Genomic DNA, 16,074 nt, shown 5'->3' on the forward strand with positions numbered 1-16,074 from the left:
CGGCGGAGACGGCCACGACGAGCACGGCGGAGACGGCCACGACGAGCACGGCGGAGACGGCCACGACGAGCACGGCGGAGACCCGCCCCGAGAGGAGTTCCACGAGGACCCGGTCGGGCACACGCGGGCGACCGCCGACATGACGGTCGGCCAGCTGGTCGAGGGGTACGGCGACGCCGGGATCGGCGCGGCGTAGGTCAACGAGGCGGGCGACGTGCTGGCGGAGATGTTCGCGAACGAGGACTGCACGGTCTTCCTCTCGCTGGCCGGCGCGATGGTCCCGGCGGGGATGCGCCGGATCGTCTCCGACCTGATCCGCGACGGCTACGTCGACGCGCTGGTGACCACGGGCGCGAACCTCACCCACGACGCCATCGAGGCGATCGGCGGGAAACACCACCACGGCCGGACTCACGACCCGGAGAAGAGCCTCCGCGAGCACGACGAGGGGCTCCGCGACGAGGGCGTCGACCGCATCTACAACGTCTACCTCCCGCAGGAGCACTTCGCGGCGTTCGAGGGCCACCTCCGCGAGGAGGTGTTCCCGCCGCTCGAGGCCGACCCGGACGCCGAGGGCGACGGCGCCGTCTCCATCGCCGACCTCGCGCGAGAGCTCGGTCGCGCGAACGCCGCGGTCAACGACCGCGACGACGTGGCCGAGGACCCAGGCGTCGCCGCCGCGGCCTACGAGTGCGACGTCCCCGTCTACTGCCCCGCTGTGCAGGACTCCGTGCTGGGACTGCAGGCGTGGATGTACGCGCAGACGGCCGACTTCACGCTCGACGCCCTCGCCGACATGACGGAGCTGACCGACCTCGCGTTCGAGGCCGACGACGCCGACTGCCTGCTCGTCGGCGGCGGCGTCCCGAAGAACTTCACCCTCCAGACGATGCTCGTCACCCCGCGGGCGTACGACTACGCCGTCCAGATAACGATGGACCCGGAGGCGACCGGCGGGCTCTCCGGCGCCACCCTCGAAGAGGCCCGGTCGTGGGGGAAGCTGGAGAAGGACGCGCGCAACGCCTCCGTCTACGGCGACGCGACCGTCATGCTGCCGATGCTCGTCGCCGCCGCCCGCGAGCGCGTGGAGTAGTCACGACAAATAGTAATTACATGTAATTAGATTTTTCACCCGGGAGCCACTGATCTGGCGTAATGGCCGACTACACTACCATCTCGCTGCGGAAGGAGTTCGTCGCCGACGTCGAGGAGCACATCGAGGACGAGCCGTTCGGCTCCGTGAAGGAGTTCGTGAAACACGTCGTCGTCCAGGAGATGGAGTCGGACGACGAGATCAGCGAGGCGGAGGCCCGCCGGATCGGCAAGCGGCTCCGGGACCTGGGGTACGTGGACTGATGAGCGTCGCCGACGGCGTTCCGGTCGACGTGCCCGAAGGCGTGTCGCGGGCGGACGCGGTCCTCGCCGGCATGCCGCTGCTGTTCGCCGGCGGGTACGGCGCCGCGTCGGCGATGGTCGAGGGGTGGGTGGTCCCGACCGCCGCCGCGGCGCTGGCGTGCGCGCTGCTGATGCTCGACGCGCTCGTCCGGAACCCGCCTCAGTGAGCGGGGCACCGACGCCAGCCCGTTAGTTCCTCGGTTCCAGCCCGGCCGCCTCGGCCAGCAGCGCGTGCGATTCCAGCGCGTCGCCGTGGTCGGGGACTGCGTGCTGGATCATCACCTCGTCGACGCCGGCTCGGTCGGCCAGCTGTTCGAGGATCCCCGATATCGTCTCCGGACTCCCGGAGACCGACCGCGGCCACTCGTCGTCGTCGAGCGTCGCGGGCGTCGGCTCCGGGGCCCCGCCGAGCTCGTCGACCGCCTCAGCGACGGACGGCGTCGAGTCCCCGAGGTCGCCGCGGCGCATCCGCCGGAAGGTCGCCTCCGCGGGCGCTCGGCGACGGGCCGCGGCCGCGTCGGTCTCGGCGGCGACCGCGTTGACCGCGACCATCCCCGTCGGCTCGTCTGGGCCGGCAGGGAGCGCGCCGGGCTCGAACGCCTCGCGGTAGGACGCGAACGCACGCTCCGCGAATCCGGGCCTGATGAACCCGGCGAAGCAGTACCGAAGCCCGAGTTTCCCGGCGATCTCGCCGCTCGCCGGGCTCGACCCGAGCACCCACGGAACGGGGGGACCGTCCCCGGAGCGGGGGACGTCGAGGTCGGCGTACTCGTGGCCGTCGGGGTAGGCGTCGTAGAGGTGGCTCACGAGCGCGCGGACCCGTTCCTCGTGGTCCTCGTTCGGACTCTCGACGCGGCGGCTCGTCCCGAGCGCGCGGTCCGCGGCCGGCGGCCCGTTCGCTCGGCCGACGCCGACGTCGACGCCGCCCGGCGCGAGCCCGTCGAGCGTCCCGAACGACTCGGCGACTTTGAACGGGCTGTAGCGATTCAAGAGGACGGCCCCGCTGCCGAGCCGGATCGCGTCGGTCGCCGCCGCGAGCCGTCCGAGGAGCACCTCCGGGGTCGTCCCCGCGAGGCGGTCGGTCCTGCCGTGGTGTTCGGCGACCCAGAAGCGCGAGTAGCCGAGCCGCTCCGCCTGCTCGGCGGCCGCGACCGTGTTCGCGAAGGCGTCGGCGGCGGTCCCGTCCGCGGGGACCGGAGAGAGGTCGACGACGGAGAGGTCCATGCCACGGCTCGGCGACCGCCGGTAGTAAGCGTTCGGCCGGCGGCGGAATCGTGGGGGTCGGACGACCCGCCGCGACCGGACCCGACACTACGGGATTCGAGCGGAATGGAGAGATCGAGAAAGCGTCGTCGTCAGTTGTCGCCGGTCTTCGACTGCCACGCGTAGTCGCGGCGCTTCGCGGACTTACCGAAGCCGCAGGAGGAGCAGCGCTCCTTCTTGACGTGGTAGGACTTCTCGCCGCAGCGGCGGCACTTCACGTGAACCGTCTTGTTCTTCTTCCCCTGAGAGGGCGTTCCGGAGCCGGTCATGCTTTGATGGTGACGACGTTATCGCCGCGTATAATCGTTGTGTCTTCGATCGCGACGGCGAACTCCGCGTCGAGATCGTCGTCGACGCGGTCGCCGACGTCGTCCTCCGGCTCGATGACGACGTTCATGTGCTGGTCGTAGCCGGCCAGCACTCCGTAGTAAGTCGTCCCGTCCTTCAGGTGTACCGTCACCGGGTCCTCGAGCGACGCTTCGAGCACGTCGAGGGGTCGTCCACTCATTGTACGTATCGCCGCCCGTCGCGGTAATAAAAATACCGGGACGCGAGGAGGACAGATCGGGGTGAAAACCCGTTCACGCCGGTCGAGACTGTCGGGTACCGCCGTGTTACCGGCCGTCGCGGTGGGCCCCGAACCCCGGTGTTTTTAAGACGGGCTCCTGTATCTCGGGATACCACACTCCCGCGGGACACGGTGAGCCGACGTCGGCTCGGCCGTAGCGGGGCCTCAACGACGCGCGGTCGGACGTAGCGCTGACGGCTCCTTGCGGGGTTTCAGTGATGAACGCCGTACAGGCGTTCGATATACACAAACCATGGAAATCGAAATTGCGACACTCGGCGGTTACGAAGAGGTCGGTCGACAGATGACGGCGGTGCGAGCGGGCGACGACATCGTCATCTTCGACATGGGCCTGAACCTCAGTAAGGTCCTCATCCACGACAACGTGGAGACCGAGAGCATGCACAGCCTCGACCTGATCGACATGGGCGCGATCCCGGACGACCGCGTCATGAGCGAGCTGGAGGGCGACGTCCAGGCGATCGTGCCCACCCACGGTCACCTCGACCACATCGCGGGCATCCCGAAGCTCGCGCACCGGTACGACGCCCCGATCGTCGGCTCCCCGTACACGATCGAACTGGTCAAACAGCAGATCGCCGACGAGGGGAAGTTCCAGGTCGACAACGACCTCGTGAAGATGAAGGCGGGCGGCACGATGGCCATCGGCGACTCCGAGCAGGTCGAGATGGAGTTCGTCAACGTCACGCACTCGATCATCGACGCCATCAACCCGGTCCTCCACACGCCCGAGGGCGCGATCGTCTACGGCCTCGACAAGCGGCTGGACCACACCCCCGTTATCGGCGACCCGATCGACATGGACCGGTTCCGCGAGATCGGCCGGCAGGACGAGGGCGTCCTCTGTTACATCGAGGACTGCACGAACGCCGGCCGGAAGGGCCGGACCCCTTCCGAGTCGTACGCGAAGAAGCACGTCGAGGACACGCTGACCTCGATGGAAGACTACACGGGCGGGATCGTCGCCACGACGTTCTCCTCCCACATCGCCCGCGTGAAGACGCTCGTCGAGTACGCCCGCGAGATCGGCCGTCAGCCGGTCCTCCTCGGGCGCTCGATGGAGAAGTACTCCGGGACGGCCGAGCGGCTCGACTTCGTCGACTTCCAGGGCGACGTGGGCATGTACGGCCACCGGAAGTCCGTCGACCGCGCGTTCAAGCGGATCATGAAGGAGGGGAAGGGGAACTTCCTCCCCATCGTGACGGGCCACCAGGGCGAGCCGCGCGCAATGTTAACCCGCATGGGCCGCGGCGAGACCCCGTACGAAATCGACGACGGGGACAAGGTCGTCTTCAGCGCCAGCGTCATCCCGGAGCCCACCAACGAGGGCCAGCGCTACCAGAGCGAGCAGCTCCTCCGGATGCAGGGCGCGCGCCTCTACGACGACATCCACGTCTCCGGCCACCTCCGCGAGGAGGGGCACTACGAGATGCTGCAGGCGCTCCAGCCGCAGCACCTCATCCCCGGCCACCAGTCGCTGGAGGGCCGCTCGCCGTACGTGAGTCTCGCGAAGTCGCAGGGGTACAAGCTCGGTCGTGACATTCACGTCACGCAGAACGGGAGCGTCATCCAACTCGTCGAATGACGAGCGAGACGAAGGAGGCGCGGGTGCTGGACGCCATCCGCGAGCGGCGTGAACTGGTCAACGCCGCTATCGACGAAGAGCTGCCGGTACAGCACCCGGAGCGCCTCTACGAGGCGACGCGGTATATCCTCGAGGCGGGCGGGAAGCGGCTGCGCCCGACGGTGGCGACGCTCGCCGCCGAGGCCGTCGCGGGCGTCGAGCCGATGAGCGTCGACTTCCGCGAGTTCGCCGCCCTCGACGGGACCGAAGTGGACGTGATGCGCGCGGCGGTCGCCATCGAAGTGATCCAGTCGTTCACCCTGATCCACGACGACATCATGGACGAGGACGACCTCCGGCGCGGCGTCCCCGCCGTCCACGAGCAGTACGACACGTCAACGGCGATCCTCGCCGGCGACACGCTCTATTCGAAGGCCTTCGAGTTCATGACGGAGACGGGCGCGGCCCCGGAGAACGGGTTGGAGGCGATGCGGATGCTCGCGTCCACCTGCACGGAGATCTGCGAGGGACAGGCGCTCGACGTCTCGTTCGAGTCGCGCGACGATATCCTCCCCGAGGAGTACCTCGAGATGGTCGAGCTGAAGACCGCGGTCCTGTACGGGGCGTCGGCGGCGACGCCGGCGATCCTGCTCGGCGCCGCCGACGACGTCATCGACGCGCTGTACGAGTACGGGATCGACTCGGGACGGGCGTTCCAGATCCAAGACGACGTGCTCGACCTGACCGTGCCGTCCGAGGAGCTGGGGAAACAGCGCGGCTCCGACCTCGTCGAGGGGAAGGAGACGCTGATCACCCTCCACGCGCGTCAAGATGGCGTCGACGTCGACGGCCTCGTCGACGCCGACACCCCGGCCGAGGTCACGGAGTCGGCCATCGAGGACGCGGTGGCCGCCTTGGAGGAGGCCGGCTCCATCGCGTACGCCCGCGAGACCGCGGAGGACCTCACCGCGCGGTCGAAAGAGCACCTCGAACTGCTTCCCGAGAGCGGCTCGCGGAGCCTCCTCGAGGACCTCGCGGACTACCTGATCGTCCGCGGCTACTGAGCGGACCGGGCGGAAAGCGAGTCGGACGGCCGCGACCGGACCGCCGGCCGTCCGGCCACGATCCGGCGGCGTCCTCCGCAACGGACACCGCTTTATTCCCCGTCGCCTTCCTTCGACCGTGTCACGGTATCGAGACGTCGTCCTGTTTTTCACCCTCGCCACGCTCTGGGGCGGCTCCTTCGTCGCCATCGAGGTCGGCCTCGACTACTACCCGCCGGTGCTGTACGCCGCCTACCGGTTCGACGTGGCGGCGTTGGTGTTGGTGTCGTACGTCCTCCTGACGGAGGCGGGACCGCTCCCCAGCACGCGCGGCGACTTCGCCGCCATCGGCTTCAGCGGGGGGCTCTCCGTCGCCGCCAACAACTCGCTGCTGTTCGTCGGGCAGCAGTACACCACCAGCGGCATCGCCTCGATCACCTACAGCCTCGTGCCGATCGCGACCGCGGCTGTCGCGGCCGCCTGGATCGGCGGCTCGGACCTCGACGCGCGCGGCGCGTTCGGCGTGGTGCTCGCGTTTATCGGCGTCGGGCTCGTCGCCCAGCCGGACCCCGCGAACCTCGCCGGGGGCGTCACCATCGGGGTCGGGCTCATCTCGATCGGCGTGCTCGCGCTCGCGGTCGGCAGCGTCGGGCTCCGCACCGTGACGACGAGCTTCTCCAGCATCGCGCTCACGGGGTGGGCGATGCTGTTCGGCGCCACGCTGATCCACGGGCTCAGCGCCGCGCTCGGCGAGACCCAACGGCTCCCGGTCACGGAGCTTCCCGCGGTCGGTTCGCTGCTGTTCCTCGGCGTGATGTCCTCGGCCGTCGCGTACAGCATCTACTTCACGCTGCTCGACCGGCTGGGCCCGTTCGAGATCAACCTCGTCTCCTACGTCGTTCCGGTCGTCGCGACGGTCGCCGGTGCGGTCCTCCTCTTAGAGCCCGTGACGCCGCTGACGGTCGTCGGCTTCTTCGTCATCGTCGCCGGCTTCGCGCTCCTGAAGCGGCACGCGATCGCCGACGAGGTCCCGCGGCTCCTCTCGCGGGTCGGCGGGCTGTTCTGACGGGCCCGTCGCGACGACGGCGACGCGGAGGGGTCGCCGCCGACCTCAGCCGTCGAGCGCGGCGATGTCCTCGACGATCTCGACCGCGTGGTCCTCGGGCGAGACGCCCTCGTAGGCGAGGACGACGGTCCCCTCGCCGTCGAGCACGTACGTGTTCCGGAACACGCCGTCGAAGGTGTTGCCGAACATCTGCTTCTCGCCGTACGAGTCGTACGCGCTCGCGACCTCGCCGTCGGGGTCCGACAGCAGCGTGAACGGGAGGTCGTGCTTCTCGGCGAAGGGCTCCAACTCCTCGACGGGGTCGTCGCTGATCCCGACGACGGCGACGTCGGCCCCCTCGAAGGCGTCCCACTCGTCGCGGAACCCGCACGCCTCGGCGGTACAGCCCGGCGTGTCGGCGCGCGGGTAGAAGTAGACCACCGTGTACCGCGACTCGTCCGGGTCGACGGTGACGGTCGCGCCGTGCTGGTCGGCCAGCGTGATCGGGGGTGCGGAATCGCCGGGATCGAGCATACCTGCCGTCGTTTCGGCGGCGTCTTAGGGCGTTCGGTCCGGTCCACTTTTATCCGCTACTGTCATGCTAACGATATCGATGGTGTGGCAACCGACGCCGTACACGGCCCCGTTGCTCGTGGCGGCGCTCGCCTCCTTCTCCTTCGCCGCGTACGCCGCGAGAAGTCGGGGGCGAGGGGAGCGCGCGCTCGTCCGCGCGTTCGTCGGCGTCGCGCTCGGGAGCGGGGTCTGGTCGCTGGCGTACGCGGCCCAACTGTCGGCGACCGCGCTCGACGCGACCCTCTTCTGGAACCGGTTCGTCTGGGTCGGGACCGGGACCCTCGCGGTCGCTTGGCCCGCGTTCGTGCTCGCGTACGTCGACCGAACGTCGTGGCTCCGGCCGCGCCGGTTCGCCCTGCTCTGTCTCGTTCCCGCGGCCGTGGTCTCCGGCGCCCTCCTGATCGGTCCCGAGGCGCTGTTCTACCGCGACCCCTCGCTCGCCGACGTCGGCGGCTACCTCGTCGTGGAGTACGCCCCCACGCCGGAGCTCCTCGCGTTCGTGGCCTACTCGTACGCCGTGAACCTGGTCACCTTCGCCGTCCTCGGGTACGCGGCGCTCACCCGAGAGGGCGTGTTCCGCCGGCAGGCGGCGCTGCTGCTCGTCGCCGGCGTCGCACCGACGGTCGCCGGCGTCCTCGGCGTCTGGGGCGCGGTCGGGCCGACGTTCGTCGACCTGACGCCGGTGACGTTCGCCGCCACGTCCGGGGTGATCGGCTGGATCGTGTTCAGACACCGTCTCCTCGACCTCTCGCCGATCGCCCGCGATACCGTCTTCGCGAACCTCGCCGACGGGGTCGTCGTCGTGGACGCGACCGGCCGTATCGTCGACGTCAACGAGCCGGCGAGGGGACTGTTCCCGTCCGTCGCGGTCGGACGAGACGTCGTGGAGGCGTTCGACTCCGCCCCGGGCGTCGTCGAGGCGATGCGGGGAGCCCGGACCGAGTCGTCGCGCGAGGGCGAGTTCCGGGTGACCCTCACCGACGGGGAGAGTCACCGGTTCCTGACCGTGGACGCCCACGCGATCGACGGCGCTGACGCCGGAGCGCCGCCGCGTGACGGGGCCGGCGGCACCGTCCTCCTCTTCCGGGACGTCACCGAGCGGGAGACTCTCCAGCGCCGGTATCGGACCCTCATCGAGAAGTCGCCGAACGTCGTGGCCGTCTGCGGGACCGACGGTCTCGCCCGCTACGTGAGCCCGTCGATAGAGCGGCTGCTCGGCCACTCGCCCGCCGAGGTCGAGGGGCGACCGATCGTCGACCTCGTCCACCCCGACGACGAGTTGGAGTCGCAGCGCGCGTTCGAGCGGGCGTTCGGGACCGACGAGCCGCAGCCGCTCGACCACCGCATCGCCCACGCCGACGGGAACTGGCGCCGGTTCGAGACGACCGTCGAGCGCCTGTTCGACGACACCGAGGAGGTCGTGATCACCGCGACGGACGTGACGGAGAGCCGTCGGTACGAGCAGCGCCTGCAGGTCCTCAACCGCGTGCTCAGACACGACCTGAAGAACGACACGAACGTGATCGGCGGCTACGCCGACCTCCTGCGCGACCACGTCGACGAGGACGGCGGCGACTACTTGGACATCATCGACCGGAAGGTGGAGACGCTGACGCACCTCAGCGACCAGGCCCGCGAGATCGACGTGGCGCTCCACAACGAGGCCGAACAGACGCGGATCGACCTCGCGCGGCTGGTCGAGCGGCTCTCCGAGTCGCTCGAATCGTCGTTCCCGGACGCGACGGTGCGGGTCTCGACTCCCGACGCCGCCGTCGCGCACGCCGACGAACTCCTCGAGTCCGCCGTCCGGAACGTGCTGGAGAACGCCGTGGTCCACAACGACCGCGAGCGCCCGACCGTCGACGTCACGGTCGCGGCCGCCGGCGGCGGGTACCGGATCGAGGTCGCCGACGACGGCCCGGGGATCCCGCCGGTCGAGCGGGCGGTCTTCTCGGAGGCGCGCGAGACGGCGCTGGAGCACGCGAGCGGGCTGGGGCTCTGGCTCGTCCACTGGATCGTCACGGGGTCGGGCGGCGAGCTCGACATCGAGACGCGGGACCCGACCGGGACGGTGGTGCGGATGCGGCTCCCTGCGGCCGACGCCGACGGCGGGACTGCGGCCGAAGCAGACGCCGAGGACACTCCCGCGGCCGACGCCGACGGCGGGAATGTCGCCGGGGCAGACGGCGGAAGCTCCGCCGCGACGGACGTGCGCGACTAGCGCCGTCGCCGTCCCTCCGCAACCTCTTTGCGGTCGCTGGTCGAACCGACGGTCATGAGTCACGGATCCCTGGACGAGGACGCGGTCGAGAGCTACCGGGAGGCCGGCGCGGTGTTGGTCGAGGCGACGAACGAGGCCCGCGAGATGGTCGAGCCGGGGCGGTCGCACTTGGAGGTCGCCGAGTGGACGGAGGACTTCGTCCGCGAGCAGGGAGCCGGGCTCGCGTTCCCCGTCAACATCAGCGTCGATCCCGAGGCGTCGCACGCCACCCCGACCCGGGACGACGACACGGAGTTCGGCGAGGAAATGGTGTGTCTCGACGTCGGCGTCCACGTCGACGGCTACATCGCCGACGCCGCGGTGACCGTGGACCACTCCGGGAACCCGGAGCTCGTCGAGGCCGCCGAGATGGCGCTGGAGGCCGCGGTCGACGAGGCCGGTCCGGGCGTCGAGGTCGGCGTCGTCGGCGCGGCGATCGAGGACGTGATCCGGGGGTACGGCTACACCCCCGTCCTGAACCTCTCCGGCCACGGCGTCGAGCGCTACGACGCCCACACGGGACCGACGGTGCCGAACCGGGGGGTCGACCGCTCCGTCGAGCTAGAGCCGGGGCAGGCGGTCGCGATCGAGCCGTTCGCCACCGACGGCCGCGGGAAGGTCGGCGAGGGGACCGACGAGGAGATCTTCGAGCGACAGGGCTCGGCGAGCGTGCGCGACCGCCGCGCGCGGCAGGCCTTAGAGGAGATCGAGGCGTTCGACGACCTCCCGTTCGCGGCGCGGTGTCTGGAGGGCGACCGCGTCGAGATGGCGTTGCGGCGGCTCAAGCAGGCGGGCGCGGTCAAGGGGTACCCCGTCCTGAAGGAGGCCGACGACGCCTTGGTGAGCCAGGCGGAGCACACCCTGCTGATCACCGAGGACGGCGTCGAGGTGACGACGGCCGGGATCCACGGCTTCGACGACTGATGGACCGGATCTACGCCCCGTGGCGGATCGAGTGGGTCGAGCGCGAGTCGGACCCGATCGACGGCTGCCCGTTCTGCGTCCTGCCGGACCGCGAGGACGCCCGCGAGGCGCGGATCGTCGCCGAGAGCGAGCGCAACTACGTCCTCTTGAACAACGCCCCGTACAACCCGGGCCACGCGATGGTGATCCCGGACGAGCACGTCGAGGATCCGACCGACCTCGACGACACGACCCTCCTCGACCACGCACGGCTGAAGTCGGCGACGCTGACGGCGTTGCGCCACGACGTCGACCCCGACGGCGTGAACACGGGCCAGAACCTCGGCGGGGCCGCCGCCGGGGGGTCGATCGACCACCTCCACACTCACGTCGTCCCGCGGTGGAACGGCGACACGAACTTCATGCCCGTGACCGGCGAGACGAAGGTTATCGTGGAGGCGGTCGACCGCACGTACGGCCACCTCCACGCCGGCTTCGCCGCCGGCGACGACGTGGTCGACCCGGGCGACGCCGAGGCCGGAGACGCGGTCGAGCTCGACTTCGACAGCTGAGGCGACGGCGATCCAGTATTTAAATAGCCGTGAATGATGGCGAAGATTATTTTATAAATGACGGAGGCGGCGGCGCGCCCCGGTGAGCGGCCGACAGGCCGCGAGCCGACGGTGCGAGGTCGTCGGGCGAAGCCCGACTGCCAGAGAATCTCCGATTCTCGCTGGACGCGGTGAGCGCTCGCAGAGCGCGAACCGCGAGGCTGGGGAGGTGTGAGGTGCTGTGCGGTATAGGTGGGACTCAAAAGGGCAGCCGGTGAGGCGGACGGAGGCGTTCACGAGAGCTCCGCTCTCGTGAGCCAATCAGAACGCGAAGCGTTCTGATGACGATGCAAGGACCGCAAGGAGCGAGTGAAACGAGCGACTGAGGACCGTAGCGAGCGTGCGTCCGCCTCACCGGTTGGGGCTTTGGAAGTGTTCACCGCAGCAACGCCGACCATTTATAAACAGTCGACAGCAACACTACGCTCCGACCTGTAAACGACTCTCCTCGCGACGTACTACACCTACTCCTCGATGCGCGTCAGTACACCAGCTCCCCGGAGATGAACTTCCGGGTGCGCTCGTCCGACGGGTCTTCGAAGATCCGCTCGGTCGGGCCGACCTCGGTGACACCGTCGTCGAGCAGCACCGCGACTCGGTCCGCGACGAGCTCCGCCTGATGCATGTCGTGCGTCGCCACGACGACGCCGATCCCGCGGTCGCGGGCCTTCGCCATCGCGTCCTCGATGACGGCGGTGTTCCGCGGGTCGAGGTCGGAGGTGGGCTCGTCTAAGAGGAGGACGTCGGGGTCGTACGCCAGCGCCCGGGCGAACGACACCCGCTGCGCCTCGCCGCCGGAGAGCGAGTCCGCCCGCTGGGTCGCCTTCTCGGAGAGCCCCACCACGTCGAGCGCGTCGCCGACGGCGTCGGCGGGCTCGTGCAGCCCGACGAGCGAGCGGAGCTGGGCCTGAAGCCGGTCCGCCCACGGGCGGCGGATCCGCAGGCCGTACTCGACGTTGCGCGCGACGGGCGCGTCGAAGAGGCTCGCCTCCTGGAACACCATCCCGACCCGCCGGCGCAGTGCGAGCCGCTCCGACTCCTCGGCGGTCCACACGTCGGTGCCGTCGAGCGCGACGGCGCCGTCGTCGGGTTCGAGCGAGAGCGCGAGCGTCCGGAGCAGGGTCGTCTTGCCGACGCCGGACGGACCGATCACCGCGACCACCTCCCCGGAGTCGACGGTCAGCGAGAGATCGCGGAACACCGGCCCGTCGCCGTACGAGCGGGAGACGTTCCGGAGCCGGAGCATCAGCGGTGCACCCCCTGATCGCCGAGCCGGATCACGACGGCGTTGACCGTCAACACGAGCGCGACGAGGACGGCGCCGAGTATCATCGCGGTCTCGTACTGCCCCTGTCTGGCCTCGAGCTGGATGGCGGTCGTCAGCGTCCGCGTCTTCGATATCCCGTCCGCGCCGGTGATGTTGCCGCCGACGATGAGCACGGAGCCGACCTCGCTGATAGCGCGGCCGAATCCCGCGAGGATCGCGGTGGCGATACCGTACCGGGCCTCCTTGAGGACGACGAGCGCCACGTCGACGCGCGTGCCGCCGAGCACGCGGGCGGCGTCGCGGACGTTCTGATCGACGCCGGAGATCGCCGCGAGGCTGATCGCCGTGATCGGCGGCGTCGCGAGTACGAACTGCGACATGATCATCGCCTGCTTCGTGAAGACCAGATCGAGCGCGCCGAGCGGTCCCTGGTTCGAGACGGCGAACAGCACGAGGAGGCCGACGACGACGCTCGGGAACCCCATCCCGGTGTTGATTACGGACTTCGCGAACTGCTTGCCCGGGAAGTCGGTGAATCCCATCACGACCGCGATCGGGATGCTGAACAGCGTGCTCAGCGCCACCGCCGTGAGGCTCACGTACAGGGAGACGTAGATGATGCTCCAGACGTACCCGTCCCTGAACGGAAGGTCGAGGAGGGCCGGGAGGTCAGCGGCGACTGGTCCCCCGAGGAGGGCCGGGAGGTCAGCGGTAACCGGGCTCCCGAGAACGGTCGGCAGCAGCGGTGCGACTGATTCGAGCGGCACGCTCACCCGTCGGTGGAGTTCCCACTCCAACCTTCCGGAACGTACTGCTGGAAGTCAGGGCTCTCGGAGACCGCCCTGGGGAAGAACAGCTGCTCTCCGTTCATCTGGTAGTCGGCGATCGCCTCTTGGGCCCCGGGGCTGGTGATCCAGCCGATGTACGCCATCGCGAGGTCGTAGTTGGCGTTGTCGTGGACGCCGGGGTTGACGGCCATGATCCCGTAGGGGTTCGCGAGGATCTCCGGGCCGTCCTCGATCGGCCCCTGCACGAGGATCGTCAGGTCGATCTCCGAGCGCTGCGAGATGAACGTGCCGCGGTCGGAGAGCGTGTACGCGCCCTGCTGGTTGGCGTTGTTGAGCGCCTCGCCCATCCCGGCGCCGATCTCCTGGTACCAGTCGCCGCCGGGGTCGGTCCCCGCGGCCTCCCAGAGGTTCAGCTCCTTGGTGTGCGTGCCGGAGTTGTCACCGCGGGAGACGAACGGGGCCCCCGCCTCGGCGATCGCCGTGAGCGCCTCGGTCGCCGAGGACATCCCCCGGATCCCGGCCGGGTCGCTCTCGGGACCGACGATCACGAAGTCGTTGAACATCAGGTCCCGGCGGTTGATCCCGTACCCGTTCCGCAGGAACTCGTCTTCGAGCCCGCGGGCGTGGACCATCACAACGTCGGAGTCGCCGTTCCGGGCCGACTCGAGGGCCGCGCCCGTCCCCTGCGCGACCGCGTCGACGGTCACGCCGTACATCTCCTCGAAGTCGCCGTGGATCGCGTCGAGGAGCCCCGTGTCGTAGGTGCTCGTCGTGGTCGTGAGCGTCAGGGCCTCGCCGGCCACGGCGGCCCCGCCGCCGGTCTGCTCTTGGCTCCCCCCCAACTGCGCACAGCCGGCGGTGCTCGCGACAGCCCCTGCGCCGAGCGCGGCGACGAACCGTCTTCGATGTATCGACATAGACACACCGATGGACTGATAGGTAATATAATTTCTGCACGCGGATAACCGCGATCGGTTACTCGCTCCCGCACGGAGCGATCGAGGTGCGCCGGTGAAGCCGAGCCGGTGTCCGATCGCGCCCCGAGATCGGTCGGAATCGGAGGGGAAGACGACTGGAACCGGTTACGTCGCCGTCGGGGACGACGGCGTACCGGGAGGGAAAGCGCCAACACCCCCCGGGACGACGGTGTCGACATGGACGAAAGCGGCGACGAGGGCGCCGCCGAAGGGAGCGCCGCCGGCGCGGGCCGCGGCAGCGCGGCGCTCATCGAGGGCGACGCCGAGTTCGACGGGCGGGACGCCGCGCTCCTCCGGGCGGTCCACGAGGCGGGCTCGGTCGCGGGCGCGGCCGCGGAGCTGGGGCGTTCGCGGGCCCGAGCGCTCTCGCGGATAGAGCGCCTAGAGGAGGCGTTCGGCCGGTTGGTCGAGCGCCGGCGCGGCGGCTCGGGGGGCGGCGGCAGCCGGCTCACCGACGCCGGGCGCGAGCTGCTCGACCGCTACGACCGACTGCAGGCCGTGCTCGCCGCGACCGCGAGCGTGCCCGAGACGGTGCTCGACGGGACGGTCGCGAGCGTCGACGGCGAACTGGCCGACGTCGACACCGCGGTCGGCACGCTTCGGGGGCTCCACGATAACGCGACCGTCGGCGACGCGGTGCAGGTCAGAGTCGGCGCCGACGCGGTGACGATGCACTCGGGGGACGCCGACATCGACCCGGACGCGACGAGCGCGCGGAACCGGCTCCGAGGGACGGTCGTCGACATCGACGCGGGCGAGACGGTCTGCACGGTTCGCGTCGCGGTCGAGGGCACGGCGTTCCACGTGCTGGTCACCGCCGAGAGCGCGTCCCGGCTGGCGCTCACCGAGGGCGACGACGTGTCGGTGCGGTGGAAGGCGACGGCCACCCGGCTGGTGAGACACGCGACGACCGCCGGCTCCGCCGAGCCGTCGCGGGACTGACACCGGACGGGCCGGAGCGGTCACTCCTGCCTGGATCGCTTCCAGGCCGGGTAAAGCTCTATCACGGCGATCAGGCTGAGCGCGACGCCGACGGCGATCATCAGTGCGTCCGGGTCGATATCGTCCATACCCCAACGTGGGGGCGTAAACGTGTAATCGTTTGCCACGATTCGAGGAGCGACCGGTCCGCGCGCGGCGACCGGTCTCCGGTTCGGTACGGGTCGCGACGGCCGACCGATCGCGGCCGCGGCGCGCTTCGGGGAACGAAGACGTATGTGCGCGAGCGTCCAAAGGTCGTCATCATGCCCGCGACAGACGACGAACGCGACGACGGGAACGATCGACTGTTCGCAGTCGTCATGATCGCGCTCTCGGTGCTCATCTTCCTCGCCGTCCGCAGGTCGGAGCGCGAGCGCTCCGACTAAGGCGTCCGCGGCGAGAGCGCGACGACAGAGCCGCCGAATCCGGGTCGTTCGTTCTCGCTGACGGGAACTGATTTACATGTACGCACCCTACTGAATCTGTGAGCGACTCAACTGAGGACACGGCGGTCGAAGCCGCGGAAGGAATCGGTACCGACGGTCTCACTCCCGCGGTGCTGGCATCGGTCGGCTCGGTCGCACTCGCACTGTACTTCTACTACGTGCGCGGCGACAAGCAGCGCGGCCAGTTCGTCGGCTTCTGGCCCGTCACGATACTCGGACTGGCGTCCTACTTCAAGCTGGAGGAGATCCGGCAGATGCTGGCGGACGACGAGTAGTTTCGCACTCAGGCCCGTCCCGATCGGCGTCGGGACCGAAACGGAGTATAAAAGCGGCGAACCGACGGCGTCGGACCCCGGCCCCGACCCGCGG

The 16,074-nt window shown here is 69.7% G+C and carries 18 protein-coding genes and 1 pseudogene; 12 read left to right on the plus strand and 7 right to left on the minus strand.

The features are described 5' to 3' along the window. The 3 genes and pseudogenes from DJ82_RS04330 to DJ82_RS04340 form a co-directional block, all read left to right on the plus strand. Nucleotides 1–1,093: pseudogene (locus DJ82_RS04330) on the plus strand (deoxyhypusine synthase); the annotation flags it as partial. 62 nt (nt 1,094–1,155) lie between these two features. Continuing rightward, entirely contained in the window at nt 1,156–1,356 is a 201-nt protein-coding gene (locus tag DJ82_RS04335; protein WP_094581146.1) for a hypothetical protein, read from the plus strand. After that, nucleotides 1,356–1,562, plus strand: coding sequence for a hypothetical protein (locus tag DJ82_RS04340; protein ID WP_094581147.1), 207 nt, complete (start codon nt 1,356–1,358; stop codon nt 1,560–1,562). Before DJ82_RS04335 ends, DJ82_RS04340 begins: the two co-directional genes overlap by 1 nt. 22 nt (nt 1,563–1,584) lie before the next feature. Here DJ82_RS04340 and DJ82_RS04345 read toward each other — a convergent pair whose 3' ends face one another. From DJ82_RS04345 to DJ82_RS04355, 3 genes are all read right to left on the minus strand, one after another. Then, nucleotides 1,585–2,619: an MsnO8 family LLM class oxidoreductase gene (locus tag DJ82_RS04345; protein ID WP_094581148.1), complete on the minus strand. Its 1,035-nt coding sequence runs from the start codon at nt 2,617–2,619 to the stop codon at nt 1,585–1,587. A gap of 131 nt (nt 2,620–2,750) precedes the next feature. Further along, nucleotides 2,751–2,927: a 50S ribosomal protein L37e gene (locus tag DJ82_RS04350; RefSeq protein ID WP_094523663.1), complete on the minus strand. Its 177-nt coding sequence runs from the start codon at nt 2,925–2,927 to the stop codon at nt 2,751–2,753. Then, complete coding sequence (locus DJ82_RS04355) at nt 2,924–3,166, minus strand: LSM domain-containing protein (protein WP_094523661.1); 243 nt, start codon at nt 3,164–3,166, stop codon at nt 2,924–2,926. Before DJ82_RS04355 ends, DJ82_RS04350 begins: the two co-directional genes overlap by 4 nt. Before the next feature lie 313 nt (nt 3,167–3,479). Here DJ82_RS04355 and DJ82_RS04360 point away from each other — a divergent pair, with 313 nt between their 5' ends. The 3 genes from DJ82_RS04360 (at nt 3,480) to DJ82_RS04370 (ending at nt 6,920) form a co-directional block, all read left to right on the plus strand. Further along, nucleotides 3,480–4,832: a ribonuclease J gene (locus tag DJ82_RS04360; RefSeq protein ID WP_094523659.1), complete on the plus strand. Its 1,353-nt coding sequence runs from the start codon at nt 3,480–3,482 to the stop codon at nt 4,830–4,832. Further along, nucleotides 4,829–5,875 (plus strand): geranylfarnesyl diphosphate synthase, encoded by a 1,047-nt coding sequence (idsA3, locus tag DJ82_RS04365; protein WP_094581149.1) that lies wholly within the window; start codon nt 4,829–4,831, stop codon nt 5,873–5,875. The genes DJ82_RS04360 and idsA3 overlap by 4 nt, the downstream gene beginning before the upstream one ends. Before the next feature lie 118 nt (nt 5,876–5,993). Next, the gene (locus DJ82_RS04370) at nt 5,994–6,920 is read left to right on the plus strand and encodes a DMT family transporter (RefSeq protein WP_094581150.1); all 927 of its coding nucleotides are present in this window, start codon (nt 5,994–5,996) and stop codon (nt 6,918–6,920) included. A 45-nt stretch (nt 6,921–6,965) separates the two neighbouring features. Here the strand turns inward: DJ82_RS04370 and DJ82_RS04375 are convergent, their stop codons facing one another. Continuing rightward, nucleotides 6,966–7,433, minus strand: a complete 468-nt coding sequence (locus DJ82_RS04375; RefSeq protein WP_094523653.1) for a peroxiredoxin — start codon at nt 7,431–7,433, stop codon at nt 6,966–6,968. Between the two features lie 79 nt (nt 7,434–7,512). Between DJ82_RS04375 and DJ82_RS04380 the strand changes: the two genes are divergently transcribed. Genes DJ82_RS04380 through DJ82_RS04390 form a run of 3 tightly spaced genes read left to right on the plus strand, consistent with a single transcriptional unit; the run spans nt 7,513 to nt 11,207 of the window. Further along, nucleotides 7,513–9,693, plus strand: a complete 2,181-nt coding sequence (locus DJ82_RS04380) for a histidine kinase N-terminal 7TM domain-containing protein (RefSeq protein WP_094581151.1) — start codon at nt 7,513–7,515, stop codon at nt 9,691–9,693. 54 nt (nt 9,694–9,747) lie between these two features. After that, nucleotides 9,748–10,656, plus strand: a complete 909-nt coding sequence (gene map, locus DJ82_RS04385) for a type II methionyl aminopeptidase (RefSeq protein ID WP_094581152.1) — start codon at nt 9,748–9,750, stop codon at nt 10,654–10,656. Beyond that, nucleotides 10,656–11,207 carry an HIT family protein gene (locus DJ82_RS04390; RefSeq protein WP_094581153.1) on the plus strand — a complete coding sequence of 184 codons (552 nt, stop codon included), beginning with the start codon at nt 10,656–10,658 and terminating at the stop codon, nt 11,205–11,207. Before map ends, DJ82_RS04390 begins: the two co-directional genes overlap by 1 nt. 520 nt (nt 11,208–11,727) lie before the next feature. On the opposite strand, the gene DJ82_RS04395 is transcribed toward DJ82_RS04390, so the two are convergent. The 3 genes from DJ82_RS04395 to DJ82_RS04405 form a co-directional block, all read right to left on the minus strand. Next, nucleotides 11,728–12,492 carry an amino acid ABC transporter ATP-binding protein gene (locus DJ82_RS04395; RefSeq protein WP_094581154.1) on the minus strand — a complete coding sequence of 255 codons (765 nt, stop codon included), beginning with the start codon at nt 12,490–12,492 and terminating at the stop codon, nt 11,728–11,730. Further along, nucleotides 12,492–13,133, minus strand: a complete 642-nt coding sequence (locus DJ82_RS04400) for an ABC transporter permease (protein WP_394338186.1) — start codon at nt 13,131–13,133, stop codon at nt 12,492–12,494. The genes DJ82_RS04395 and DJ82_RS04400 overlap by 1 nt, the downstream gene beginning before the upstream one ends. Before the next feature lie 149 nt (nt 13,134–13,282). Further along, on the minus strand, nt 13,283–14,218 hold the full coding sequence (locus tag DJ82_RS04405) for a substrate-binding domain-containing protein (RefSeq protein ID WP_094581155.1): 936 nt from the start codon (nt 14,216–14,218) through the stop codon (nt 13,283–13,285). 237 nt (nt 14,219–14,455) lie between these two features. On the opposite strand from DJ82_RS04405, the gene DJ82_RS04410 reads away from it, so the two are divergent. The 3 genes from DJ82_RS04410 (at nt 14,456) to DJ82_RS04415 (ending at nt 15,980) form a co-directional block, all read left to right on the plus strand. Next, nucleotides 14,456–15,220 (plus strand): TOBE domain-containing protein, encoded by a 765-nt coding sequence (locus DJ82_RS04410; protein WP_094527156.1) that lies wholly within the window; start codon nt 14,456–14,458, stop codon nt 15,218–15,220. Nucleotides 15,221–15,522: 302 nt separating this feature from the next. Continuing rightward, nucleotides 15,523–15,645, plus strand: coding sequence for a hypothetical protein (locus DJ82_RS15450; protein WP_254921646.1), 123 nt, complete (start codon nt 15,523–15,525; stop codon nt 15,643–15,645). Nucleotides 15,646–15,743: 98 nt separating this feature from the next. Beyond that, a complete protein-coding gene (locus DJ82_RS04415) occupies nt 15,744–15,980 on the plus strand; it encodes a hypothetical protein (protein ID WP_094523640.1) in 237 nt (78 codons plus the stop codon). Nucleotides 15,981–16,074: the final 94 nt, after the last annotated feature.

Origin of the sequence: Halorubrum sp. Ib24, from assembly GCF_002252745.1 — an archaeon.
In the GTDB taxonomy this organism is placed as follows: Archaea; Halobacteriota; Halobacteria; order Halobacteriales; family Haloferacaceae; genus Halorubrum.

Excerpts from the sequence above, each read along its gene's own strand:
- DJ82_RS04335 (WP_094581146.1), top strand. The coding sequence starts at position 1,156 with ATGGCCGACTACACTACCATCTCGCTGCGGAAGGAGTTCGTCGCCGAC.
- DJ82_RS04340 (WP_094581147.1), top strand. The coding sequence starts at position 1,356 with ATGAGCGTCGCCGACGGCGTTCCGGTCGACGTGCCCGAAGGCGTGTCG.
- DJ82_RS04345 (WP_094581148.1), bottom strand. The coding sequence starts at position 2,619 with ATGGACCTCTCCGTCGTCGACCTCTCTCCGGTCCCCGCGGACGGGACC.
- DJ82_RS04350 (WP_094523663.1), bottom strand. The coding sequence starts at position 2,927 with ATGACCGGCTCCGGAACGCCCTCTCAGGGGAAGAAGAACAAGACGGTT.
- DJ82_RS04355 (WP_094523661.1), bottom strand. The coding sequence starts at position 3,166 with ATGAGTGGACGACCCCTCGACGTGCTCGAAGCGTCGCTCGAGGACCCG.
- DJ82_RS04360 (WP_094523659.1), top strand. The coding sequence starts at position 3,480 with ATGGAAATCGAAATTGCGACACTCGGCGGTTACGAAGAGGTCGGTCGA.
- idsA3 (WP_094581149.1), top strand. The coding sequence starts at position 4,829 with ATGACGAGCGAGACGAAGGAGGCGCGGGTGCTGGACGCCATCCGCGAG.
- DJ82_RS04375 (WP_094523653.1), bottom strand. The coding sequence starts at position 7,433 with ATGCTCGATCCCGGCGATTCCGCACCCCCGATCACGCTGGCCGACCAG.
- DJ82_RS04380 (WP_094581151.1), top strand. The coding sequence starts at position 7,513 with ATGGTGTGGCAACCGACGCCGTACACGGCCCCGTTGCTCGTGGCGGCG.
- map (WP_094581152.1), top strand. The coding sequence starts at position 9,748 with ATGAGTCACGGATCCCTGGACGAGGACGCGGTCGAGAGCTACCGGGAG.
- DJ82_RS04390 (WP_094581153.1), top strand. The coding sequence starts at position 10,656 with ATGGACCGGATCTACGCCCCGTGGCGGATCGAGTGGGTCGAGCGCGAG.
- DJ82_RS04395 (WP_094581154.1), bottom strand. The coding sequence starts at position 12,492 with ATGCTCCGGCTCCGGAACGTCTCCCGCTCGTACGGCGACGGGCCGGTG.
- DJ82_RS04405 (WP_094581155.1), bottom strand. The coding sequence starts at position 14,218 with ATGTCGATACATCGAAGACGGTTCGTCGCCGCGCTCGGCGCAGGGGCT.
- DJ82_RS04410 (WP_094527156.1), top strand. The coding sequence starts at position 14,456 with ATGGACGAAAGCGGCGACGAGGGCGCCGCCGAAGGGAGCGCCGCCGGC.
- DJ82_RS15450 (WP_254921646.1), top strand. The coding sequence starts at position 15,523 with ATGCCCGCGACAGACGACGAACGCGACGACGGGAACGATCGACTGTTC.